The following is a 22,742-nucleotide window of genomic DNA, read 5'->3' as shown; positions in this document are numbered from 1 at the left end:
TGACCAGGGCCGAAGGCTCCTTTCACCGCATTAGACGCGGCGAAGGGAGCCTTCATCCCATCATCGGGCCGCCCGAGAACACGCCACGTTTGACCTTCGGCTCAAATAACCCTCATTACCACTCACGACCCCGGCCAGGATCGTACATATAGACATGAACCGGACACCGCACAGTCGGAAACTGTCCCTTGTGGACACTCAGCGGCGCTTGGACGTCAGCAGAGAGGGCCCACGCCACGTTTGACCTACCCGTCAATAAGTCAGTTGATTGACTTATGCCAACAAGCCGGGCACTGTGTGAATCACCGAACCCCGCCACGCTGAAGGAGCTTCGATGACGGAGCGTCTGCCGAGTTTCCCGTTCCCGACCGAGGCCGCCCTCGAACCGCCCGCCGAATGGGCCGAGTTCCGCGCGAAATGCCCGGTCGCCAAGGTCACCCTCGCGAGCGGCGACGAGGCGACGCTGATCACCCGTTACGCGGACGTCAAACGCGTCCTTTCCGACCCTCGGTTCACCAGGCCGACTCCCGCGGACAAAGCGGCGCGGGTCGCGGACACCGAATCGGGCGGGGTCTTCAACAGCGAGATGGCGGGCGTGATCCCGCAACACGGCGAAGCGCACCTGAAATGGCGCCGAATGCTCGGAAAGTGGTTCACCGCCAAGCGGATGAACGCGCTGCGGCCGCGCATGGAGGCGATGGCCGTCCAGCTGATCGACGAGATGGTCGCGAAGGGCGAACCCGCGGACCTCAAGGCGTGCCTGGCGTTTCCGCTCCCGGTCTGGGTCATCTGCGACATGCTCGGCGTCCCGGACACCGATCGGGAGCGCTTCGCCCACTGGTCCGACGTGATGCTCAGCATGACCCGCTACACCCAGGCCGAATTCGACGTGGCGCAGGCGGAATTCGGCCGGTACATGGGCGGGCACATCGCGGCGAAGCGAGCCGAGCCCGGCGAGGACATCCTGAGCGCGCTCATCACCGACACCGATGTCGACGGGGAACGCTGGTCCGACGCATTGCTCGTCGCGACCGGGATCGGCCTGCTGATCGCCGGGCACGAGACCACCGCGAACATGATCGCCAAGATGGTGGCGATGCTGCTGGAGGACCGGAGCCGCTGGGAAGCGCTGCTCGCGGACCGGTCGCTGATCCGCACCGCCGTCGAGGAATCCCTGCGCATGGACGCGAACGCGGGTATCGGCATGTCGCGGTACATCACCGAGGATTTCGAGGTCGGCGACACGACGTTGCCTGCGGGCACCACCGCGATGTGCAGCATGGCCGCGGCGAACCGGGACGAGAACGCGTTCGAGGCCTCCGCCGACCTGACACTCGACCGGAGCCCGAACCCGCATCTGGCGTTCGGCGCCGGCGCGCACGCGTGCCTCGGACAGCCGCTCGCCCGTACCGAACTGCAGGTCGTCCTCGGTGTCCTGCTGGAAAAACTGCCCACGCTGGAACTCGCCGTCGCGGCGGCGGACCTGCGCAAGGTCGAAGGGCTCGCCGTCGGCGGACTGCGGGAACTGCCCGTGCGATGGTGATGCCCATGACGAGCGAGATCACCGGTGCCCGCGCCGAACGGGCGCACGCGACGCGGGAACTGATCCTGACCGCGGCAGAACGGCTGTTCGCCGAACACGGCGTGTACGCGGTGTCCAACCGCCAGGTCAGCGAAGCGGCGGGACAGGGCAACAACACCGCGGTCGGCTACCACTTCGGCACCAAGGCCGATCTGGTGCGCGCGATCGCCCGGCGGCACTCGGGGCAGATCGAAGAGATCCGCCGCCGGATGCTCGCCGACATCGGTGACAGCACGGCCTTGCGGGACTGGATCGGCTGCCTGGTCACCCCGGTGGCCGAGCATCTCGCGACGCTCGGGAGCCCCACCTGGTTCGCGCGGTTCGGCGCGCAGGTCATGACCGACCCCGCGCTCCGCCCGATCATGGTCGAAGAATCGCTGACCTCGCCGTCGCTGGTGCGGATCGTCGAAGGACTCCACCGCTGCCTGCCCGATCTGCCCGCCGACGTCCGCTCCGAACGCGGCGACATGGCCCGCCAGCTGCTGGTGCACATGGTCGCCGAACGCGAACGCGCCCTCGCCGAGGGCACCCCCACTCCCCGGTCCACCTGGCAGGACGCCGCGACCGGGCTCATCGACGCACTCGCCGGGATCTGGCTGGCACCGGTCACTCCCGGCCCGGACGAAGGAAAAGGACCATGAAGATCACCGTCGACCAGGACAAATGCTGCGGCGCCGGAACCTGCGTCCTGCTCGCCCCCGACGTTTTCGACCAGCGGGAGGAGGACGGCATCGTGCTCCTGCTCCAGGAAACGCCCGGCCCGGACACGCACGACATCGTCCGCGAAGCCGCCGACGTCTGCCCCGGCGCCGCCATCACGGTGAGCGAGTGACCCTGCTCGTGGCCGGCGCCTCCGCCGCCGGGACGGCTCGGTCCACGGGGTGTACGAACTGCCCGTAGCCTGGTGACATGAGCGCTGAGCAGGACGCCATCGACGAGCGGATCCAGGACGCCGGCGAGCGCGGCGACCTGGACGAACTGCGGCGGCTGGCCGACGGTGGCAGCAGTGACGCGGCGGATCAGCTGATCGAAACGGCGACCGAATTGGGCGCGCTGGACGAACTGCGGCGGCTGGCCGCAGGTGGAAACCGGGACGCCGCGGATCAGCTGGCCGAACTCACCGAGGAGTAGGCCGGTCCCGCATCGCCGGGATCAGCACCGGAAGCGCGGCCAGGAGCGCGAGGCCGCGCGCTACACCCGCGACCGGGTAGGGAACGCGAAGCCCGAACCTGTGCGCGAGCAGCCCGCCGGTCAGCGCGCCGAGCGGCATCAGTCCCCAGCCGAGCAGCCGGTAAACGCTGTTGACCCGGCCGAGCAGAGCCGACGGCACCTCCCGCTGCCGGACGCCGACAGTGACGACATTCCAGATCGTCGTCACGAAACCGCTCAACGCCAAGAACGCACCGAGTACGGCGACGTTCGGGCTGAATCCCATTCCGACGAAAACGACGGCGTTCACGGCGAGCGAGACGAGCAACGCGCGGAGGTCACCGAGCCAGGCGACCAGCCGCGTGATCACCAGTCCGCCCACGACGCCTCCGATCGCCGCACCGGCGAGCAGCAGGCCGAACACCCCCGCGCCGAGATGCAGCACGTCGGTCACGAACAGGACGAGGGTCGCGTTCCCGAGCTGACCGCAGAAGGTGTTGATGCCCAACAGGAACGCAAGAGTACGAAGCAAGCGATGGTTCCTCAGCCAGCGGAGTCCATCGAGGACCTTCACGCTTTCCGCCTTGCCACCTCGTCTGGGCAGCTTCGCCAGAAGCACGGCGGCGAGGACGAACGACACGGCGTCGACGGCGAAGGGCAACGTCCAGGCGAGTGCGAAGAAGAGGCTCCCGAGAGGCGGACCCAGGAACTGCCTGCCGACGATCATCGCCACCTGCTGACTGCCGTTCGCCTGGTGCAGCAAGCCTTTCGGGACGAGATCCGGAACCGCCGTTTGCGCCGCGTTGTCGTAGAAGACATCGCACGCCCCCAGAGCGAACGCGAGTAGGACGAGCACGGGCACGGTGACGGCCCCCGCCGCGACGAGCACGGTGAGCACGCCGACGATCAGCGCTTGGAGCGTCTGCGTTCGCCACATGAGCGTTGTCCGGTCGACCCTGTCGACCACGGAACCGGCGGTGAGCGACAACAGAAGCCACGGTAGGTACGTCGCGGCGGAGACCAGGGCGACGTCTCTGGCGTCATGGCTCACCGTCACGACAAGCAGGGGCAGCGCCGCCGTGAAGACGCCGTTGCCGAGGCTGTCGATCCCGGTGGCCCACCAGAGTCGCCGGTAGACGCCGGGTAGTTCGGGCATGGTCGGATCGTGGCGACGTCCGGGGTTCCGGAGACACCATTTAGCTCATGCCTACATACTCGGGCGATGCCGATGACCATCGAGCTGGGCGTCGCCGAACTGGCCGCGACCCGGTTCGCGATCTCGCCGCTGTCCGAGACCGTCGCCTGCCTTCTGCAGCTCGCCGGCCTCGACCGGAATCCGGTCAATCTGCCCTGGCTGCGGTGGGCGCGGGAAGAACTCGATCGCGAACCCCTCGATCTTTCCTGGACGTGGCCACTGCTCGTCAACGGCAGGCTCAGCTGGCCGGAGTTCCTTGTGCCGGCTCCGCGGGACTCAGGAGCTTCCCTCGAAAATGACCTCGACGCGGTGCGGCGAACCCCCGAAGCACGAGTAAGGGCCAGTCTCGACCGGGTCTTCGGCGCGAAACTTCCCAGCACCGCCGCGGCACTGGCCGACGATCCCGGATCCGGTCTGCGGAAGATCGCCGGCGAACTGCGCGAAGCCCACGACCGCCTCGTCGCTCCACACTGGCCGCGGATGCGGGCGGTGCTGGATGCCGACGTCGGGTTCCGCGCGCGGCAACTGGCCGCGGGCGGTACCGAGCGATTGTTCACGGATCTGCATCCGGATCTGCGCTGGCGCGCCGACCGGGTGACGCTGGCCGGCGAGCGCTGGCGGAATCGGCACGGTGTCGTCACGCGAGGACCTGGCGGTCTCGTGTTGATGCCTGTCGTCCTTGGCTCGCCCTATGTCTTGATCAAGAAGAACACTTCCACCCAGACCACGATCCGCTATCCGGCACGCGGAACCGGCGCGCTGTGGACGACGGGGACCCGCTCACCCGGGCCTGGCACGGTGCGGCTCCTGGGCCGGATGCGAGCCACTCTCCTGACGGCGTTGTCCTCCCCCGCGACCACGACCGACCTGGCGCGAGCCTTGGGTGTGACACCGAGCGCCGTCTCCCAGCACCTCAAGGTCCTGCGGGACAGCGGACTCGTCGCGCGTGAACGCTCCGGCCGCGGCGTCCTCTATCTGACGACGCCGCTCGGTGAGCGCCTGCTCTGATGGTCAGAGGTCGATCAGCTCGACGGTCACTTTCGCGATATCACCCTCCTCGATCCCTTCGGCCTTCCTGACCGCTTTCTTGACCGGCAACACGTAGGCGCCCCGTTTGGAGTCCGGGAAGATCGACGTCTTCCATTTGCTGCCGCCGATACCGACCTGGACGCGGACCGCACCGAACCCGCGGCGCGGGCCATCGGTGATCTCGCGGATCTCCTCGGAGATGTCCTGGGGCAGGCTGACGAAGGTCCAGGTCTCCCCGCGGCGGGCGTCCCAGACCCAGAGTTCGGCATCGAACACGACGATCATCGGTGAAGCGTCGCACAAGGGACCGACAGTTCCGCGCTGCCTGGGTAGCCGAGACCACCGCTACCGTGGCCGAGTGGACTTCGTCGTGATCTTCGGACCACCCGCCGTCGGCAAGATGACCGTCGGCGAGGAACTGTGCAAGCTCACCGGCTTCAAGCTGTTCCACAACCACATGGCCGTCGAGCCGGTGCTCGGCATCTTCCCGTTCGGCTCGCCGCCGTTCGGCAGGCTCGTCAACGAGTTCCGCCGCCGCGTCATCGAGGAGGCGGCCGACGCCGGGCTGCCCGGCCTCGTCTACACGAACGTCTGGGGGCTGGACCTCCCCGAGGACGCCGAGCTCATCGGCTCGTACGTCGACATCGTCCAGTCGCGGGGCGGCCGGGCGCGGTTCGTGGAGCTGTATGCGGATCTCGACGAACGCCTCGAGCGGAACACCACCGAGCTGCGCCTCGACCGCAAGCCCAGCAAGCGCGACCTCGACTTCTCCCGCGCCAATCTGCTCGAACTCGACCGCGACTACGTCATGAACACCGACGGCACGCGGCGCACCCACGCCCAGGACCTGATCGAGCGGCACGATCACGTGCGCATCGACAACACCCGCTTGAGCCCGGCGGCGACCGCGGCCTTAATTCTGCGAAGGATGCCGCAGTGAACGGGTCGTCGTCGCGCCGAGCACCCGCGAAGCCATCCATGCCAGGGCGTCGGCCGTGCGCGCCGGGGTGTCCGACGGCTGCATGATGTGACTCAGCACGGTCCGGACCACGACGTCGATCGCCACATCCAGCTGCGAGGCGTCCAGCGGCGGTCCGTAGGCGCGGACACGGCCGCGCAGCATGACCGTCGCTTCGCTCAGCAGGCTCCCGGCCCGCGACGTCAGCAGCGGCAGCAACTCGGTGTCGGCGCCGTGCGTGGCAGAGACGATGGCGCGCAACAGGAGATTGTCGTCGGCGAGTTCGAGGACACCGCGGACGGCGTCGTGGATCGCCTCGACCAAGTCCACGGGGTGCCGCTCGAAGGCTTCCCGGACAACCGAAAGAAATCGGGCGAGTTCGTGCGAGATCATCGCTTCGGCCAGCCGGCTCTTCGAGCCGAGTTCGTTGTAGACGGTCTGGCGGCTGACGCCGACGATCTCCGCGAGTTTGCTCATCGTCACCGAGGACCAGCCGGAGCGCACGGTCAGCTCGATCGCCGCCGCGACGATCGGTTGACGGTACGGACCTCCCGTAACCGGTGCCTCACTCATGATCGTCATTCTAAGCTGTGCCTTTCCCAGCGCGCTTTCGGATTTTCGTAGCCGGGCCGCGACATTCGCCGGTCACTCACTCAGCCACATCGGCGGCCCGCCTCCGGAAATCCGAGACCTTCGGCCGAAAGAAGACGCGCGCGCGTTCCCGCCGCGAACGCCAGCGCCTCCGGCCACGGCGCCCGCCCGGCGATGTGGCGACGGTACTTCATGATCTCGCGCGGCCGGTCGACGGTGAGCGCCCCGACGATCCGGTCCCCGCGCCGGTACAGCGCGGTGAAGCCGCTGGACTCCGGGACGGCGGCCACCACCTCGTCCGCGCGCGGGGTGCCGACGAATTGGATCCGGTGGTCGTACCAGTCCGACCAGAAGTACGGCACCGGCGAAAGCGCCCGCGCCGCTTCCGGGGCGAGCGCGTGACGAGCGGCCGCGGCACCCTGCTCCGCGGCGTTCGTCCAGTGCTCCAGCCGCATCAGTTCGCCGTCGAACAACGGATTCGAGGCATGTGCGACATCTCCGGCGGCGTACACGCCGGGCACCCCGGTCGCGAGCGTGGCGTCGCACACCACGCCGCCGTCGCGCTCGTGCAGCGGCACCCCGCTTCCGGCCAGCCAGCCGGTGGCCGGGACGACACCGATGCCGACGACCACCAAGTCCGCGGGCAGCACCTCGCCGGTCGAAAGCCGGACACCGGTCACCACACCACCGGCGGACTCCAGGCCGGTGACCGTGGTGGACAGCCGCAGTTCCGTGCCCGCCTCCCGGTGCAGAGAGGCGCACACCGCACCGGCCTCGGCGCCGACGGACCGGACGAGCGGGACGTCGAGCGCCTCGACGATCGTCGACGGCAGCCCGCGCTTCCGTGCCGCGGCGGCGACCTCCGAACCGATGAAACCCGCCCCGATCACGACCGTGCGCGCCCCGTCGTCGAGCGCGGCACGGACGGCCAGCGCGTCTTCGGCGGTCCTCAGCGTGTGGACGCCGGCGATCCCCTCGCTTCCAGGTAGTCGCCGCGCGGTGGCGCCGGTCGCGATCACGAGTGCCTCGTAGGGAACCGTCGTCCCCGCCACCGACACCTCGCGGGCGGCGGTGTCGAGCCCGTCCGCGGGCGCGCCGAGCATCAGCTCGACGCCGAACTCGTCGCACAACGCGTCCTCGCCGTGGAACGGCTCGATTTTCCCGGGACCTTCCGCGTCGAGGAACGACTTCGACAGCGGGAGCCGGTCGTACGGCGGGTGGTCCTCCGCGCCGATCAGCACGATCCGCCCTCGGTATCCGTCCCGGCGCGCCGCCTCCACCGCGCGCAACCCGGCCAGCGACGCTCCCACGACGACCAGTGTCATGGTCAGTCCCGCAGCTTCAGGGCGAGGACCGGGCAGGCGTCGACGGCGGCCGACAGGTCCTGGCGGTGTTCCTCACCGGGTCGCTCGTCGAGCACCACGACCGTTCCGTCGTCGCCCACCTCGAAGAAGTCGGGCGCCATCGCCTCGCACATGCCCAGCCCGTCGCATTTCGCGCGGTCCGCCTCGATCTTCATCATGCTCCGACCCTTCCCGCTGCCACGAAATCGACCTTCTCCCGCACCCCGCAGTCCGGGCAGCACCACGAATCCGGGATCGCCGACCACGGCGTTCCGGCCGGGAATCCCTCGCGCGGGTCGCCGAGTTTCTCGTCGTACACATAGCCGCAGCCGGGGCACATCCCACCCTCGGTCGCGTCGCCGTGCGTGTCGGCGACGTGCCGCGACGCCGGGGTGACACGCGTTCCGTGGCGCGCGAGGATCTTGGCCCGCTTCGACGGCTGGATGTTGGCGCGGGAGATGTCACCGTCGAAATGCGCGAGCACCCGCGGATCCATCACGCGGCGCCACACCGGCGGGACCAGCGCCAGCACGATCATCCCGGCGTAACCCGTCGGGAGGACCGGCGATTCCGCGAAATCACGCAGCGTCTGGTAGCGGCGGGTCGGGTTGGCGTGGTGATCGCTGTGCCGCTGCAGGTGGTAGAGCAGCACGTTGGTGGCGATGTTGTTGGAGTTCCAGCTGTGGCTGGGATCGACCCGTTCGTAGCGGCGCCGGTTCGGCGGGCCGACCTTCTGCCGTCGCATGCCGTAGTGCTCCATGTAGTTCACGACCTCCAGCAGCGAGAAGCCGATCACGGCCTGGATCACCAGGTACGGCAGAATCCCCGGGCCCAGCCACACGGTCATCGCCGCCCACAGCACGGCCGACATCAGCCAGGCGTTGAGCACGTCGTTGCCGATCCGGAACGGATGCCGGTCGCGGCGGGCGTACCGCTTGCGCTCCAGCCCCCATGCCGATTTCAGCGAGCCGAACACGGTGCGCGGCCAGAACCGGTAGAAGCTCTCCCCCACCCGGCTGCTGGCCGGGTCCTCGGGAGTGGCCACCCGGACGTGGTGGCCGCGGTTGTGCTCGATGTAGAAGTGGCCGTAGAAGCTCTGCGCCAGCGCGATCTTCGACAGCCAGCGCTCGTGGCTCTCCTTCTTGTGCCCGAGTTCGTGCGCGGTGTTGATACCGATGCCGCCGATGCAGCCGATCGAGATCGCCAGGCCGATCTTGTCCGCGACGGACAGGTCACCGCGGGCGATCAGCCAGAACGCGACCACGAAACCCGCGTACTGGATCGGCAGGAACGCGAAGGTGATCCACCGGTAGTAGCGATCCTTCTCCAGCCGCTCGATCACGTCGTCGGGCGGATTGCCGCGATCCAGCCCGGCCACCAGGTCGATCAGCGGCACGATCACCAGGATCACGATCGGCCCGATCCAGAACCACACCCCCCAGCCGGTGGCCGCGTGCAGCCCGATGGCCAGGAACGCGAGCGAAGGCACCACCAGTCCGATCAGCCACAGATATCGCTTGCCGTCGGTCCAGCGTTCGGTCGAGCCCGCCGGGATCGTGCCCGTCATCTCGCTCATCGCACCCTCCTCCGTTGGCTGGGTTTACAAAACAGTAGGTGATGTACACCGGGTTTGACAAGAGTCCACCTTTTGTAAATCCGACGTTGCTTCATTTCGTGAGAACTTGGCGATATCTTGTGTTCGTAAGGAAACTTACTTAACTTGTGACGACACGCCGCGACCCACTTCGTCCGCCCCGAAGGAGCGCGAATGCCCCGATCACCTCGCCGGATCCGACCCGCCGCCGTGGCCACCGTCGCCGCGGCCCTGCTGGTCCTGCCCGCCGCCACCGCCACCGCGACCACGACGGCGAACAGCCCGTGGCCGGGCGCTTCCGCCGTCACGAACGCCGACGGTTCGAACGTCCTCGGCGGCAACATGAGCGGCCTGTCGTTCGGTGACCCGAACGTCCTCTGGGCGGTCAAGAACGGCCCCGGCACGCTGTACCGCCTCGTGCGCAACGGCACGAAGTGGCAGCCGGACACCGCCAACGGCTGGTCGTCGGGCAAGCAGCTGCGCTACCGAAGCGGCAAGGGCGACCCCGACGCCGAAGCCGTCGTGGCCACCCCCGACGGCGTGGTCGCGGCCACCGAACGCGACGGCGACAACGGCAAGACGAGCGCGCTCAAGGTGCTCCGGTACGACGTCTCCGGCACGGCCAAGACCCTCAGCGCCAAGGCCGAATGGGATCTGACGGCCGACCTGCCGAAGGTCTCGGCCAACGACGGTCTCGAAGCCGTCTCGTGGATCCCGGACAGCGCCCTCACCGCCAAGGGGTTCGTGGATCAGCGCACGAAGGCGGCGTACGACCCGGCCGCCTACCCCGGCCACGGGACCGGGCTCTACCTCGTCGGCCTCGAGAGCAACGGGATGATCTACGCCTACGCGCTCGACCAGGCGGGCGGCAAGTACACCCGGGTCGCGAGTTTCGCGAGCGGGCTCAGCTCGATCATGGAACTCGAGTACGAGGCTTCCAGCGGCAAGCTGTGGGCGGTCTGCGACGACAACTGCGGCGGTGACTCGACGACGCTCGCCGTCGACACGCAGGGCAAGTTCGCCGTCACGGCCACCTACGACCGTCCGAGCGGGATGCCGGACTACAACAACGAAGGCTTCGCGATCTCACCCACGTGCTCATCCGGGAGCAAGCAGGTCGTCTGGGCCGACGACGGGAACGAAGGCGGCCACGCGCTCCGCGCCGGCACCCTCTCCTGCGGCTGAATGGGTCGCGCCATGAAATCAGCCTCACTCGCGATTCTTCCCGCACTGGCCATTCCCCTGCTCCTGCCGTCCGCGGCGCTCGCCGGCGACGGCTGGGCATCCATCGGCACCGGGATGACCTCGGGCGCCAGCGGCCTCGCCGTCCTCGACCGGGACGACGAGCGGATCGACGCGCTCGTCTTGCGGGACAGCAAGAAACCCGGCCAGAACCGGGCGGCCCGGGTCCGGCTCGAGCACGGCCAGGTGTCCGAAGTGGACTCGATCGACTGGCCAGGTGAACTCCCGGTCGATCTGGAAGCGGCCGAAGGCGTGCCGGGAAAGGCCGGCGAATTCGTCGCGCTGGCCAGCGACGGCAAGGGCTTTCACTTCACGCTGAAGGACCGGCGGCTGAAAGTACTCGGTACTTTCCAGGTACCGAAAGGCGACCCGGAAGACAATTACGAGGGTTTCGCGCTGAAGAAGCTGAATGACCGGTTGTTCGCGGTCTGGGCGGACCGCGGGCAGGACGCCCGCCCGGCCACGCTCTACTCCGCGGAGTTCTCGGTCTCGAAGCTGTCGTTCAAGCAGCCGAAGTCGATTCCCTTCCGGGTCCCGTACCCCGCGACCGACGTCCGGCACACCTCGGACGTCGAGATCGCCGCGGACGACCGCGTCCTGGTGTCGGCCGCCTCCGACCCCGGTGACGAAGGCCCGTTCGACTCGGCCGTGTACGCGGCGGGGAAGCTCCGCCCCGACGGTTCGATCGCCCTCTCCCCCGTTCCGGTGAAGATCGGCGACTTCCCCGGACACAAGATCGAGGCCATGACCTGCCTCTCGCGCTCGTGCGGCAGCCTGCTCTACGGGACCGACGACGAGGCCGCGGGCGGTAGTCTCCGGATCGCGACCAGGAACGACCCGGAGGACCAGTGATCAGCGAAGACCTGCGCGAGCGCCGCCACAAGATCATCGAAGAGCATATGGACACCGAGGTGGCCCACGAGTTCGACCGCACGCTGGGCACCTTCAACGGTCATCCGCACTACGAGATCATGGCGACCGGGCAGATCTTCGACGGCGACGAAGAGGTCATGGCGTACTACCGCATGACCCGCACGGCCTTCCCGGACCAGCGGCACGACAACGTCCGGTACCACTTCGCCGACGAGTCGGTCATCGTCGAATTCGACCTGCTCGGCACCAACCTCGGCGAGTTCTACGGCCGTCCGCCGACCGGCAAGGCGTTCCGGGTGCCGATCATCGCGGTGTTCTTCTTCGACGAGGACAGGATCACCAACGAGCGCATCTACTTCGACGCCGCCAGCCTGATCACCCAGGCCGGCCACGCCGAGCTGCTGACGCTGCTGGCGTCGGGCGAGGTCTGAAAGAAGTCCGGGCCCGCCGCGGAAGCGACGGGCCCGGACTTGTCAGACCTGGATCACGCCACGTCGTAGCGGTCGAGGTTCATGACCTTGTCCCACGCCGCCACGAAGTCGCGGACGAACTTCTCCTTGGCGTCGTCGCTGGCGTAGACCTCCGCCACCGCGCGAAGCTCGGAGTTCGACCCGAACACGAGGTCGGCACGGGTACCGGTCCACTTGACCTCGCCGGTCGCGGAGTCCCGGCCTTCGAAGACCTCGGCGTCGGCGGACGTTGCCGTCCACTGCACGCCCATGTCGAGCAGGTTCGCGAAGAAGTCGTTGGTCAGCGACCCCGGCTTCTCGGTGAACACGCCGTGCTGGGACTGCTGGGCGTTGGCGCCGAGGACACGCAGGCCGCCGACGAGGACGGTCATCTCGGGCGCGCTCAGGTTCAGCAGGTTCGCGCGGTCGAGGAGCAGGTACTCCGTCGGGAGACGGTGTCCCTTGCCGCGGTAGTTGCGGAACCCGTCCACGGTCGGCTCCAGCGGGGCGAACGACTCGACGTCGGTCTGCTCCGCCGTCGCGTCGGTGCGGCCCGGCGTGAACGGCACGGTGACCTCGTGGCCGCCGTCCTTGGCTGCCTGCTCGACGGCGGCGACGCCGCCCAGCACGATCAGGTCGGCGAGCGAGACCTTCTTGCCGCCGGTCTGGGCGCTGTTGAACGCCTCCTGGACCCCTTCGAGGGTCCGCAGCACCTGAGACAGCGTCTGCGGGTCGTTGACCTCCCAGTCACGCTGCGGCTCGAGGCGGATGCGGGCACCGTTCGCGCCACCGCGCTTGTCGCTGCCGCGGAAGGTCGAGGCCGACGCCCAAGCGGTGGAGACCAGCTGCGAGACCGACAGGCCCGAAGCGAGCAGCTTCTCCTTGAGGGCGGCGATGTCGGCGTCGTCGATCAGCTCGTGGTCGACGGCGGGCACCGGGTCCTGCCAGATCAGCGTCTCCTGCGGCACCAGCGGACCGAGGTAACGCTGGATCGGGCCCATGTCGCGGTGGGTCAGCTTGAACCAGGCACGGGCGAAGGCGTCCGCGAACTGGTCCGGGTTCTCGTAGAACCGGCGCGAGATCTGCTCGTAGACCGGGTCGAAACGCAGCGCCAGGTCGGTGGTGAGCATGCCGGGCGCGCGGTTGAGCTTGCCGTCCTCGGGATCCGGCACGGTGTTCTTCGCCTTGCCGTCCTTCGGGACCCACTGGTGGGCGCCGGCCGGGCTCTTTGTCAGCTCCCAGTCGTACTCGAAGAGGTTGTGGAAGAACCAGTTGCTCCACCGGGTCGGGGTCGGCGTCCAGGTGACCTCGAGGCCACTGGTGATCGCGTCGCGCCCCTTGCCGCTGCCGAAGCTGTTCTTCCAGCCCAGGCCCTGCTCCTCGATCGAAGCGCCCTCGGGCTCGGCCCCGACGTACTTGTCCGGGTCGGCCGCGCCGTGCGTCTTGCCGAAGGTGTGACCGCCGGCGATGAGCGCGACGGTCTCCTCGTCGTTCATCGCCATGCGGCCGAACGTCTCGCGGATGTCGCGGGCCGCGGCCAGCGGGTCCGGGTTACCGTTCGGGCCTTCCGGGTTCACGTAGATGAGACCCATCTGCACGGCGGCCAGCGGGCCCTCGAGCTGGCGGTCACCGCTGTAGCGCTCGTCGCCGAGCCAGGTGCGCTCGGGACCCCAGTACACGTCCTCGTCCGGCTCCCAGACGTCCGCGCGGCCACCGGCGAAGCCGAAGGTCTTGAAGCCCATGGTCTCCAGCGCGCGGTTGCCGGTGAAGATCATCAGGTCGGCCCACGAGATCTTGCGGCCGTACTTCTTCTTGACCGGCCAGAGCAGGCGCCGGGCCTTGTCCAGGTTGCCGTTGTCCGGCCAGCTGTTGAGCGGGGCGAACCGCTGCATGCCCGCGCCCGCGCCACCGCGGCCGTCCTCGATCCGGTAGGTGCCCGCGCTGTGCCACGCCATGCGGATCATGAAGCCGCCGTAGTGGCCGAAGTCCGCGGGCCACCAGTCCTGCGAAGTCGTGAGGACGGCGTCGACGTCCTTGGCGAGTTCGCCGAGGTCGAGGGTCTTGAACTCGGCGGCGTAGTCGAACCCGGCGTCCATCGGGTCGGAAGCGGCGGAGTGCTTCCGGAGGATCTTCAGGTTGAGCTGGTTCGGCCACCAGTCGCGGTTGCCCGCGCCTTCGGTCGGGTGATTGCGGCGGCCCGACGAGACGGGGCAGCCGCCCGCGCTCTCTTCGTTCATTTCGCCGATGACGGCGTCCGGGCTGTCAGACACGGGAATCCTTCCGGGAATCAGAACTGCAGGGCTCAGGAACGGGGTTCGATCGCGCAGTCGGGGCACAGGCCCCAGTAGATGACCTCGGCCTCTTCGATCAGGAAGCCTTGGTCGTTCGACGCGGTCAGGCAGGGTGCGGGACCGACGGCGCAGTCGACGTCGGCGATGGCACCACAGGATCGACACACGACGTGGTGATGGTTGTCCCCGACCCGGGACTCGTAGCGTGCCACGGAGCCCGACGGCTGGATCCGCCGAACGAGACCCGCGGCGGTCAGTGCCCGCAACACGTCGTAAATGGCCTGGTGAGAGACCTCGCCGAGCTCCGTACGCACGGCACCGATGATCGAATCGGTGTCGGCGTGCGGGTGGTCGCGTACCGCTGTCAGCACGGCCACCCTGGGACGCGTCACGCGCAGGGAGGCCCCGCGCAGCATCCGCTCGAACTCCTGGGTCGTGGGCACGGCCGCAGTCTGGCTCATTTTCTGGAATGAATCAAGTTCTTGCATCCCGGGCGTGTCTCCGCCCCGACGGAGGCCCTGCCCCGGCGTGCCCGTGCACGGCACACGCGTGACCAGAGCCGGATCTCGCGTGTCTGGAGCCGGAACTCGCGAGTCAGGGAAGGGCGGTCACCCTTGCCGACGTCGTCGCCGTGGCTTTTGTTACGGATTCTCGTGAAGAATTTCACTCTTCGCGATAACCGCGAACTGGTCTGGACCGCCCACACACCCGAAGGTGCGAAATTCGGATGAAACTTGCACCCACGAAAAGGAATATCCATCGTCGCGGCAGGTTTTCCGCGACTCCAAACACAAACCGGTGCCCCCGCGATACCCTGGACGAGTGAGGGACCGCGCCGGAGCGTTGCCGAAACGACCACGCCGACCCTCTTCCGAGGGGCGCAACCCGTTGCCAGAGCACGATTCTCCGAATTTCCGCTGCTCCGACGCCATCCGCACACGTGCCCACGCGGTGCTTCCACCGTGGTAGCGTCTGCGCCCTGTTCCCCACAGTCCGGCTTCACCCATCGTGCATCCAGCAAGGGAAAAACCATGCCCGAACAAGGCCTCGGCACCGTCGTCGCGGTGGACGGTCCTGCGGCGGCGGGCAAGACCACCACCTGCCTGGCACTGGCGAGATCGTTCGACCTGCGTTATCTCGAAAGCGGCAGAACTTATCGCATCATCGCCTTCGAAGCGCTTGAACGCCGCATTCCCGTCGACAATGCCACGAAAGTCACCTGGCTCTGCGATGAATTGATCACGGCGAGCCGTTCCGTGAGCCTGTTGACTTCCGACCGCTACGCACCGGACAACCTGCGCGCGGCCCCGGTCAACGTCGCCGTTTCGACCGTCGCCAAGATCGCGGCCGTCCGTCAGCGGGTCACCAGCCTCATCAGGCTTTGGGCTGGCGCACAGCCCCGGTGCGTCATCGAAGGCCGGGACATCGGGACCACCATCTTTCCCGCCGCGACCGTGAAGTTCTACTTGACCGCCAAGGCCGAAGTCCGGGCGATGCGGCGAGTACGCCAAGAGCGGGCGGCATCCTATGAGAAAGTCCTCGACGACGTGATCCGCCGCGACAAGGCCGATATGTCCCGGACGACCTCGCCGTTGGTCCCCGCCGAGGACGCGATCAGAATCGACACCTCCGAGCTCACCCTCGAGCAGGTGCTGCGGTTGATGACGTCGGCGTGTCGCGACAGAGGCTTAGAGCTCGACCGTTAGTGCGAGTACGCTTCTGCTTTGTCTGCGACGAAGCTAAGTTGACCTTGGGTATGACTTCAGGTGATCGATCAATGACGAGGAGTATTGGCCATGAAACCGGCTATGGCGAAGGAAAACGAAGCCGAACCGGTGACCGCCGATTGCCTATTCTGTCATTTCGATGACACCTCGGTGAATGACTTACTGTTCACCGGAGACGAGATCTATGTCCGCTGGGACAACTTCCCGGCCGCCAAGGGGCATGTCGAGGTCGTCCCGAAAAGACACGTGGAGTCCTACTTCGCGCTCACGCCGAGCGAGCACGCCGAAGTCTATGTGCTGATCAAGCGTGCATGGCGCCGGATCCAGGACCAGTTCCAGCCGGACGGTTACACCATCGGCGTGAACGAAGGACAAGCGGCGGGCAGGACGATCGACCACCTGCACATCCACCTGATCCCACGCTACGAGGGCGACGTGGCGGATCCGCGAGGCGGTATCCGTCATGTCCTGCCAGGGACCAATCCCGACGAATGGCTCGGTCGCTGATTCTTCCTCGCCTCCACCACGAACCAGCTGCCGCGTCCGCTCGGCCACACCCGGGCCGAAACGAAGCCGACGGCTGCCAGCTCGTCCACCACGGCTTCGGGCCTGCGCAACGAAAACCAGCGCGGGGACGGCAGATGGACGCCTCGCGTCCACCCTTCGCCATCCCCTTCCTTGAGGCTGATCGCCGTGACACCACCGGGCGCGAGGACTCGATGGATCTCGGAGAAGGCGTGCGGGTGTGTGTCGCTCGGCAGATGCAGGACGCTGGCACACGCCCAGACGCCGTCGAACACCCCGGCGGCCAGCGGTAAGGCCAGGAGATCGCAGAGCACCGCGCCGGCTACCCCGCAACGACATCGTGTGTGCCGGAGCAACTCCTCGCTCAGGTCGCCCGCCACCACGGTCGCGCCACGTCCGATCAGATACTCCGCATCACGACCCGAGCCACAGCCGAGGTCCAGCACCGAACCACCAGGCAGGGCATCGAAGAATCGGTCCAGCTCATGGTCGAGGCCGGGAAACAGGTCGAGCGTGCCGGTGGTCCGGACGTAGGCCGCGGCGCTCTCGTCGTAGGTTCGACGAGTACGCGCTACCAAGGCGCGCAGGTTCGCGTCGCTCAGGTGCATTCGAAGTCCTCGCGACCGATGGCCATGCCCAGATTGGTCATCTCCTCCAGCAGTTCCCGCCGGTCGAGCACCTCGTAGCCGCGGCCGGCATCGACGCTCACGCAGCCGACGAACTTGTTGCGCCCGCTTCTGATCGGCGTGACGAAGAGCGCGGTCCGGTGCTTGAGAGCCTGGAACTCCTCCCATTTCAGATTCATCACCGATTCCGACCCGTGCTGTGCCACGTGATCGTCGTACTTCGCCTTGTCGGTGAGGCGATCCGCCAGCGGCGCGACATCGAACGTCACCTCACGATCGTGTTGCCAGCACAATCCCACCGCGCCAATCCCGCGCACCGGCGCGAAACTCCGGGTCGCCGGAAAGGATGACATCCGATAGGAGGACAGTCGTTTCAGCACGCCGTGAATCGGATGTCTCAGCGTGCGCGTCTTCCGCCACACGTGGAGCGCGAGATCGCCGGTGTCCAGCGGAGGATCGATCTTCGCACTGATGTCGAGCAATCGGCCGAACGTGGACAACACGCGACGGCGCATCATGACGTTCCGGTCCACGAAGGCACGTCGTTGCCAGCTTTCGAACGGCGCGAAAGCACCGAACACCCCGGCCGCGACGAGGACGACCAGCAGCAGATACGGGCGGCCGTTCAGGAGGCCGTCCCAGAAGGCCTTCGACGGTACGTTGTACGCCTTGCCCGCCAGGAACAGGGTGGCCGACAGCAGGATCGCCTTGTCCGCGATCTTGGCCGTCCTCCGGCTCATGCCTTTCCGTCGCGCTGGTGCCGCCACGCTTTGCCCGGCAGGCCCGTCCGCTCGCCGTTCTTCCCGCTCAGGACCACCTCGGGATTCTCGGTGACCACGCCGATCCGGTGGAAGCTCACCGCTTCGGCGAGATCGTCCACCTGGGCGGGCGGCACGGTGAAGACGAGTTCGAAGTCGACGGAGTCGCCCATGACGAGGCTCAACGGCTCCACCTCCACGTGAGCGGCCACGGCGGCCACCGCCTTGGGAACGGGGATGGACCACTCGTCGACGTCGATCCCGACACCGCTCGACTCGGCGATGCTCAGCAAGGTGGCCTTCAGCCCGTCCGAGGTGTCCTGGCAACTCGTGACCACCCCGCTGGCGCCGAGCGCGAGCCCTTCGTCCACTCTGGCCACCGGCCGCTTCCAGTTGGCGAGCAGCGAAGGAAGCATGCTGTCGATGACCAGGTCCGGGACGCCGGAACGCAGATACGCCATCGCCGCGCCCGCGGGTCCGGTCGGGGCCGTGAGACATACGACGTCGCCGGGTCGCGCGCCGGACCGCAGCAGTGCCCGGCCGGCCGGGCACACCCCCAGAGCCGACGCCGAGAGGATCAGGCGTTCCGCGCCGCCGATGTCCCCACCCACGTTGAGGCAGCCGAAGGCGGCACACGCGTCCCGGATGCCGCGCATGACGAGGCCGAACAGCGCATCGTCCATATCGGACGGATACCGCACGACGGAAAGCAACCCGATCGGCTTCGCACCCATCGCCGCGATGTCGCTCAGATTCGCGGCGACCAGGTAGTAGCCCAGGTCGTATTCGTCCAGATGCCCCATCTCGTAGAGCCTGAACTTGGGACCTCGGACGTAATCGGTGCCCACCACGAGATCCTGCTCCCCGGCCAGCCGGAAGACCGCGCAGTCGTCTTGGGCATCGGCTCCCGCGGTCAGTTCCACCCGGCCGCCGTCCGGAGACGAAACCGGGACGAACTCGCCCGCCTGCCGGGCGAACAACGGCACGATCATCCGAGCCAGTCTCGTCGGTTCGTCCGAGAATTTCTCACTCACCACAGGACAGCTCCACCTCGGCGGCCGTGACGTCGCCACTCAGTTTTCCCGGCCAGTAATCCACCCTTCGCACGGTCTCGCGAAGATCCCTTTTCCGCATCACCACCGCGTAGTCCCATTCGGGGTCCTCGATCGCCAGCACGGTTCCGACGATCGAGCGAAGATACTGTCTTTTCTGCCCACCTGTCGGCAGGTATACCCGGACTTTCCCCCGGTACACCCGGAGGAAATACGCGGAAGACGTCCATGGCGGGAGCGCGAGTTCGCCGAGCGAATCCAGATCCCGATAGCCGAGGTCGTCTCGGATCAGGAGATCGTCCACGGCGTCACCATCGACGGGGAGAAAGTGCAGATGCGCGTGCGTGATGCACGCGTGGCTCTCCTGCCCGGCACTCGAACCGTGCTCGAGGATCAGCGGCTCGCCGAAGGTCTCCCGGTACAGCGGGATGAAGTCGTCGACAAGACCGCACACCTCCTCCTGATGGAGAGAAAGCACCTGAGCGAACGACAAGTGATGATTCGACGGAAGGAGCAGGAGATGTCCGAGCACAAGCGGCGACATATCGGCCAACAGGGTCAAGTTTTCTGTTGAATGTATTCGTCGAGACGGTGGGTCGCCTTCGTAGAAACGGGCGAAGGAAGTGTCACTCGAGCCCGAAAGCTCTTCGCAGAAGTCCGCACCCGCGCACTGCATGGTTTCGATCATGTCTCCCCCTGCCGCCTCGCTTCGTCCTGGTCTTCGCCGAGCAGAGCACCTGGATTTTTGCGCACGGTCATGGCCGAATTGAACGGCCGATGCGGAGGTTAACTCGAACGTCGTAACCCGCTCACGGATTCGTGACGACGGAAATTTGGACAAAAGCAGGACACATCATGGCCGATACATACCCGCCTGCCTCACGACGTGAAAAAGCGCCCGCCACCCGATGGATGACGGACGCTTTCCGGCGGTCACTATCCGTTCGAATTCACGGCGATTTCGGCGAAATCCGCACTCACCGGCCTTCGCGCGCCAAGAGTTCCCGGACCCGTTCCTGCAGCGCCTCCCTCGGGTACGCGTTCACCTGGGCGCCCGCCATCCGCACCGGGTCGCCGAAGAAGAAGTACTCGTACAACGACTCCCGCCCGGCGAAGCTCGACACCGACGCGTCGAACGCCAGCTTGAACAGCCGCGCGCGGTCCTTGGCCGGCAGGGTGGCCGACTGGAGGTAGGTGTCGATATCGGGACGACCTTCGGCCTCGAAGTCCGCCTCGCCCGGCAGCGCCATGAGCCCGGAGGCGGAGAACTTCCGGATGATCTCGGTCAACCGCGGCGAGACCTTCGTGGGATACCAGTTCCGGGCGGCGTTGAGGACTTCCCACTTGGGCAGGAAGACGCCGTCCTCGCTCAGCTTCCCGTCGGCCTCCGCGGCGCGCAGCACGGCCTTCTCGATCTCGACGTAGGAGATCAGCTCCGAGAGATCCTGCTGGATGTGCTGGAAACCGCCGATGCCGATCGCGGCGGCGATCTCGCTGGCGAGCCCGAGGTAGAACTCCGTCTTGGCCAGTGTCCGGGTGACGACCTGGTGGGTCATGAGCGCGCCGGCGCCGGTCTCGGAGTACCAGGCGTTGCACAGTTCCGGATGTCCCAGCAGGAAGACCCGCTCGTTCGGGACGAAGACGTCGTCGAACACCACGACCGCGTCCATCTCCTCGAACCGGGAGGCGAGCGGTTCGTCGAAATGCGAGCGGCCGTGGTCGAGGCCGGCGCGGCAGAAGTACTTCAGTCCGGGCGCGTCGTTCGGGACGGCGAAAGCGTAGGAGTACGGGGCGTCCTCGGGGGTGCCGCGCAGGACGGTCGACGGGAAGACCAGGAGCTCGTCGGCGATCGGCGCGATGGTGGCGAGCATCCGCGCACCGCGGACGACGATGCCGTCCTCCCGTTCCTCGACCACCTTCGCCGACAGGTTGCCCCCGCCCTGCTGACTGCCCGACACCGAACGGTTGACCTGCGGCGGGATCAGGGTGTGCGTCGCGAGCAGATCGTTCTCGCGCGCCATCTCGTAGTACTTCTCGATGCGCTCGCCGTAGACGGGATCGGCCTGGGAGAAGAACTTCTTCGCGGTCGAGAGCGCGGTGAGCGACGAGTTCATGTAGTCGCCGGTGCGGCCGAGGAAGCCGTTGGAGTACTCGGCCCACACGGAGAACGCGGCACGGCGGCGCTTGAGGTCTTCTTCGCTGCGCGGCACCAGGAACGACGTGCCGACCCGCTCCCCCGTGGTCGGCGACTCGTAGGTCAGGACGTCACGGTGCGCCGGGTCGTGCTGGAGGTCGAACAGCTTCGCGTAGGTCAGCGCGTTGTCGCGGAACGCCGGGTGCTCGGCGACCTTCGAAGTCACCTTCTCGCCGTCGACGTACAACTCCGGCGTCATCGCGTTGAGCTTGTCGAGGTACTGCTGTCCGGTACGGGCTCCCATGTCGTGCTCCTTCTCGGGGTGGACGTCGTTGTCAGAACAGGGATTCGTGGCCTTGCGCGGATTCGTGGATGGTCGAGAACTGCCCGTTGACGAAGCCCAGCGCGTCGCCGGAGCGGTAGTCGAACTCCCGCACCTCGCCGAGGAACAGGGTGTGGTCGCCGCCGTCGTAGGCGGCCCACGGCGTGCAGTCGAACCAGCTCAGCACGCCGCCGAGCCTGGGCGCGTGCCCGCCTTCGACCCACGTCGGCGCGCCTTCCGGACTCGGGCGGCCGGCGAAGTTCATCGCCAGTGCCTCCTGCTCGGCGCCGAGCACGTTGACCGCGAACGGGCGGCCTGCCAGCAGGTCGTGACTCTTGACCGTGCGCTGGATCGAGACGAGCACGAGCGGCGGATCCATCGAGACCGCGGTGAAGGAGTTCACCGTCAGGCCGTGCCGTTTGGTCGCGGCGTCGAAGGTCACCACCGCGACACCGGTCGCGAACCGGCCGAGGCAACCGCGGAAGAACTGCGCGGGCGGCCGATAGAGGCTCGATCCCGGCGAGAAACTGGTTTCGCGTGACATCATCGTCTGTTCCTGTTCTATAATCGAACAGCCAGTTCAACTATCGAAATGGATCGTATACGATGGTTTCGGACTCCCGCAAGACCGCGAGCACGTCCCAGACGCTCAGCCGCGGCATCCGCGTCCTCGAAGTCCTTGCCGACGCCCAAGAACCGCTCAGCGTCGACGGGATCGCCGAACGGCTCGGCGTGCACCGGTCGATCGCGTACCGGCTCATCCGCACCCTTGAAGAGCACGGGCTCATCAGCCGGGAACCCGCCGGGAAATACGAACTCGGCGCGCGGCTGGCCGCACTGGCAGCCGGGATCAAACACGATCTGCAGGCCGCGGCGCTGCCCGAACTGACCGCGGTCGCGAACGAGCTCGGCATGACGTGTTTCGTGGCGGTGATGGACCGCGAGGAATGCGTGACCCTGGTCAGCGTCGAACCCCGGCACGCCGTCGCGTCGGTCGCGCAGCGCCCGGGGTCCAGGCATCCGTTCACCGCGGGCGCACCGGGCCGCGCGATTCTTTCCCAGCTGCCACAAGAGGAACGGCCGGTGGACGTACAGGAAGTGGCCGACCGCGGTTACGCGGACAGCCATGGCGAGGTGATCGAGAACCTCAGCTCCGTCGCGGTGCCGCTCCCCCTGCGCGGCCAGACCCCTGCGGCACTCGCGGTCGTCTATCTGTCGAGCACGCGAACCCCCGCCGAGCTCGCCGAGCGGCTCAAGGCGGCGGCGAAGGCCGTCCGTGACGCCCTCGGCGGATGAGCGTCA

General features: G+C 67.3%; 26 protein-coding genes. 12 read left to right on the top strand and 14 right to left on the bottom strand.

What is annotated here, in order from left to right:
- Positions 1–334: 334 nt before the first annotated feature.
- From ACIRGA_RS34715 to ACIRGA_RS34700, 4 genes are all read left to right on the top strand, one after another.
- Complete coding sequence (locus ACIRGA_RS34715; RefSeq protein WP_400949504.1) at positions 335–1,543, top strand: cytochrome P450; 1,209 nt, start codon at positions 335–337, stop codon at positions 1,541–1,543.
- A gap of 5 nt (positions 1,544–1,548) precedes the next feature.
- Entirely contained in the window at positions 1,549–2,223 is a 675-nt protein-coding gene (locus ACIRGA_RS34710) for a TetR/AcrR family transcriptional regulator (RefSeq protein WP_400949501.1), read from the top strand.
- The gene (locus tag ACIRGA_RS34705) at positions 2,220–2,414 is read left to right on the top strand and encodes a ferredoxin (RefSeq protein WP_038512896.1); all 195 of its coding nucleotides are present in this window, start codon (positions 2,220–2,222) and stop codon (positions 2,412–2,414) included. Before ACIRGA_RS34710 ends, ACIRGA_RS34705 begins: the two co-directional genes overlap by 4 nt.
- 77 nt (positions 2,415–2,491) lie before the next feature.
- Positions 2,492–2,713, top strand: a complete 222-nt coding sequence (locus ACIRGA_RS34700; protein WP_400949499.1) for a hypothetical protein — start codon at positions 2,492–2,494, stop codon at positions 2,711–2,713.
- Here ACIRGA_RS34700 and ACIRGA_RS34695 read toward each other — a convergent pair.
- Positions 2,700–3,887 (bottom strand): MFS transporter, encoded by a 1,188-nt coding sequence (locus ACIRGA_RS34695; protein ID WP_400949497.1) that lies wholly within the window; start codon positions 3,885–3,887, stop codon positions 2,700–2,702. The two genes, ACIRGA_RS34700 and ACIRGA_RS34695, sit on opposite strands and share 14 nt — an antisense overlap.
- A 66-nt stretch (positions 3,888–3,953) precedes the next feature.
- Between ACIRGA_RS34695 and ACIRGA_RS34690 the strand changes: the two genes are divergently transcribed.
- On the top strand, positions 3,954–4,934 hold the full coding sequence (locus tag ACIRGA_RS34690; RefSeq protein WP_400949494.1) for a DUF5937 family protein: 981 nt from the start codon (positions 3,954–3,956) through the stop codon (positions 4,932–4,934).
- A 3-nt stretch (positions 4,935–4,937) separates the two neighbouring features.
- Here the strand turns inward: ACIRGA_RS34690 and ACIRGA_RS34685 are convergent, their stop codons facing one another.
- Positions 4,938–5,240: a DUF1905 domain-containing protein gene (locus tag ACIRGA_RS34685; protein ID WP_400949491.1), complete on the bottom strand. Its 303-nt coding sequence runs from the start codon at positions 5,238–5,240 to the stop codon at positions 4,938–4,940.
- A 73-nt stretch (positions 5,241–5,313) separates the two neighbouring features.
- Between ACIRGA_RS34685 and ACIRGA_RS34680 the strand changes: the two genes are divergently transcribed.
- Positions 5,314–5,895: an AAA family ATPase gene (locus ACIRGA_RS34680; protein ID WP_400949488.1), complete on the top strand. Its 582-nt coding sequence runs from the start codon at positions 5,314–5,316 to the stop codon at positions 5,893–5,895.
- On the opposite strand, the gene ACIRGA_RS34675 is transcribed toward ACIRGA_RS34680, so the two are convergent.
- The 4 genes from ACIRGA_RS34675 to ACIRGA_RS34660 form a co-directional block, all read right to left on the bottom strand.
- Positions 5,869–6,495, bottom strand: coding sequence for a TetR family transcriptional regulator (locus ACIRGA_RS34675; RefSeq protein ID WP_400949485.1), 627 nt, complete (start codon positions 6,493–6,495; stop codon positions 5,869–5,871). The two genes, ACIRGA_RS34680 and ACIRGA_RS34675, sit on opposite strands and share 27 nt — an antisense overlap.
- 71 nt (positions 6,496–6,566) lie before the next feature.
- Entirely contained in the window at positions 6,567–7,829 is a 1,263-nt protein-coding gene (locus ACIRGA_RS34670; protein WP_400949482.1) for an NAD(P)/FAD-dependent oxidoreductase, read from the bottom strand.
- A gap of 2 nt (positions 7,830–7,831) precedes the next feature.
- The gene (locus ACIRGA_RS34665; protein WP_007029462.1) at positions 7,832–8,026 is read right to left on the bottom strand and encodes a ferredoxin; all 195 of its coding nucleotides are present in this window, start codon (positions 8,024–8,026) and stop codon (positions 7,832–7,834) included.
- A complete protein-coding gene (locus ACIRGA_RS34660) occupies positions 8,023–9,423 on the bottom strand; it encodes a fatty acid desaturase (protein WP_400949479.1) in 1,401 nt (466 codons plus the stop codon). Before ACIRGA_RS34660 ends, ACIRGA_RS34665 begins: the two co-directional genes overlap by 4 nt.
- 192 nt (positions 9,424–9,615) lie before the next feature.
- Between ACIRGA_RS34660 and ACIRGA_RS34655 the strand changes: the two genes are divergently transcribed.
- The 3 genes from ACIRGA_RS34655 to ACIRGA_RS34645 are packed head-to-tail and all read left to right on the top strand — an operon-like array spanning position 9,616 to position 11,987.
- A complete protein-coding gene (locus ACIRGA_RS34655) occupies positions 9,616–10,626 on the top strand; it encodes a hypothetical protein (RefSeq protein ID WP_400949476.1) in 1,011 nt (336 codons plus the stop codon).
- Between the two features lie 12 nt (positions 10,627–10,638).
- Positions 10,639–11,535: a hypothetical protein gene (locus tag ACIRGA_RS34650; protein WP_400949474.1), complete on the top strand. Its 897-nt coding sequence runs from the start codon at positions 10,639–10,641 to the stop codon at positions 11,533–11,535.
- A complete protein-coding gene (locus ACIRGA_RS34645; RefSeq protein ID WP_016334614.1) occupies positions 11,532–11,987 on the top strand; it encodes an ester cyclase in 456 nt (151 codons plus the stop codon). Before ACIRGA_RS34650 ends, ACIRGA_RS34645 begins: the two co-directional genes overlap by 4 nt.
- 53 nt (positions 11,988–12,040) lie before the next feature.
- Here the strand turns inward: ACIRGA_RS34645 and katG are convergent, their stop codons facing one another.
- Together katG and ACIRGA_RS34635 are read right to left on the bottom strand one after the other, a co-directional pair.
- The gene (gene katG / locus ACIRGA_RS34640) at positions 12,041–14,275 is read right to left on the bottom strand and encodes a catalase/peroxidase HPI (RefSeq protein ID WP_400949470.1); all 2,235 of its coding nucleotides are present in this window, start codon (positions 14,273–14,275) and stop codon (positions 12,041–12,043) included.
- 32 nt (positions 14,276–14,307) lie between these two features.
- On the bottom strand, positions 14,308–14,739 hold the full coding sequence (locus tag ACIRGA_RS34635) for a Fur family transcriptional regulator (protein ID WP_400949468.1): 432 nt from the start codon (positions 14,737–14,739) through the stop codon (positions 14,308–14,310).
- Positions 14,740–15,327: 588 nt separating this feature from the next.
- Between ACIRGA_RS34635 and cmk the strand changes: the two genes are divergently transcribed.
- Both cmk and ACIRGA_RS34625 read left to right on the top strand, forming a co-directional pair.
- Positions 15,328–16,002, top strand: coding sequence for a (d)CMP kinase (cmk, locus tag ACIRGA_RS34630; protein ID WP_400949465.1), 675 nt, complete (start codon positions 15,328–15,330; stop codon positions 16,000–16,002).
- A gap of 90 nt (positions 16,003–16,092) precedes the next feature.
- On the top strand, positions 16,093–16,530 hold the full coding sequence (locus ACIRGA_RS34625; protein WP_400949462.1) for an HIT family protein: 438 nt from the start codon (positions 16,093–16,095) through the stop codon (positions 16,528–16,530).
- Here the strand turns inward: ACIRGA_RS34625 and ACIRGA_RS34620 are convergent.
- The 6 genes from ACIRGA_RS34620 to ACIRGA_RS34595 all read right to left on the bottom strand — a co-directional run bounded on the left by ACIRGA_RS34620 (position 16,485) and on the right by ACIRGA_RS34595 (position 21,987).
- Positions 16,485–17,156: a class I SAM-dependent methyltransferase gene (locus tag ACIRGA_RS34620; RefSeq protein WP_400949459.1), complete on the bottom strand. Its 672-nt coding sequence runs from the start codon at positions 17,154–17,156 to the stop codon at positions 16,485–16,487. The genes ACIRGA_RS34625 and ACIRGA_RS34620 overlap by 46 nt on opposite strands.
- Entirely contained in the window at positions 17,147–17,914 is a 768-nt protein-coding gene (locus ACIRGA_RS34615; protein ID WP_400949456.1) for a hypothetical protein, read from the bottom strand. The genes ACIRGA_RS34620 and ACIRGA_RS34615 overlap by 10 nt, the downstream gene beginning before the upstream one ends.
- On the bottom strand, positions 17,911–18,966 hold the full coding sequence (gene thiL, locus ACIRGA_RS34610) for a thiamine-phosphate kinase (protein ID WP_400949453.1): 1,056 nt from the start codon (positions 18,964–18,966) through the stop codon (positions 17,911–17,913). The genes ACIRGA_RS34615 and thiL overlap by 4 nt, the downstream gene beginning before the upstream one ends.
- Positions 18,959–19,672 (bottom strand): hypothetical protein, encoded by a 714-nt coding sequence (locus ACIRGA_RS34605; protein ID WP_400949450.1) that lies wholly within the window; start codon positions 19,670–19,672, stop codon positions 18,959–18,961. The genes thiL and ACIRGA_RS34605 overlap by 8 nt, the downstream gene beginning before the upstream one ends.
- A gap of 289 nt (positions 19,673–19,961) precedes the next feature.
- Entirely contained in the window at positions 19,962–21,422 is a 1,461-nt protein-coding gene (gene hpaB / locus ACIRGA_RS34600; protein ID WP_400949447.1) for a 4-hydroxyphenylacetate 3-monooxygenase, oxygenase component, read from the bottom strand.
- 31 nt (positions 21,423–21,453) lie between these two features.
- Positions 21,454–21,987 (bottom strand): flavin reductase family protein, encoded by a 534-nt coding sequence (locus ACIRGA_RS34595; protein ID WP_400949445.1) that lies wholly within the window; start codon positions 21,985–21,987, stop codon positions 21,454–21,456.
- Between the two features lie 59 nt (positions 21,988–22,046).
- On the opposite strand from ACIRGA_RS34595, the gene ACIRGA_RS34590 reads away from it, so the two are divergent.
- Positions 22,047–22,736: an IclR family transcriptional regulator gene (locus tag ACIRGA_RS34590; protein ID WP_400949442.1), complete on the top strand. Its 690-nt coding sequence runs from the start codon at positions 22,047–22,049 to the stop codon at positions 22,734–22,736.
- Positions 22,737–22,742 lie beyond the last annotated feature (6 nt).

Origin of the sequence: Amycolatopsis sp. NPDC102389 (assembly GCF_044765885.1) — a bacterium.
Taxonomy (GTDB): domain Bacteria; phylum Actinomycetota; class Actinomycetes; order Mycobacteriales; family Pseudonocardiaceae; genus Amycolatopsis.
Note: the sequence above shows the minus strand (reverse complement) of the source record. Positions and strands in the feature narration are given on the sequence as shown.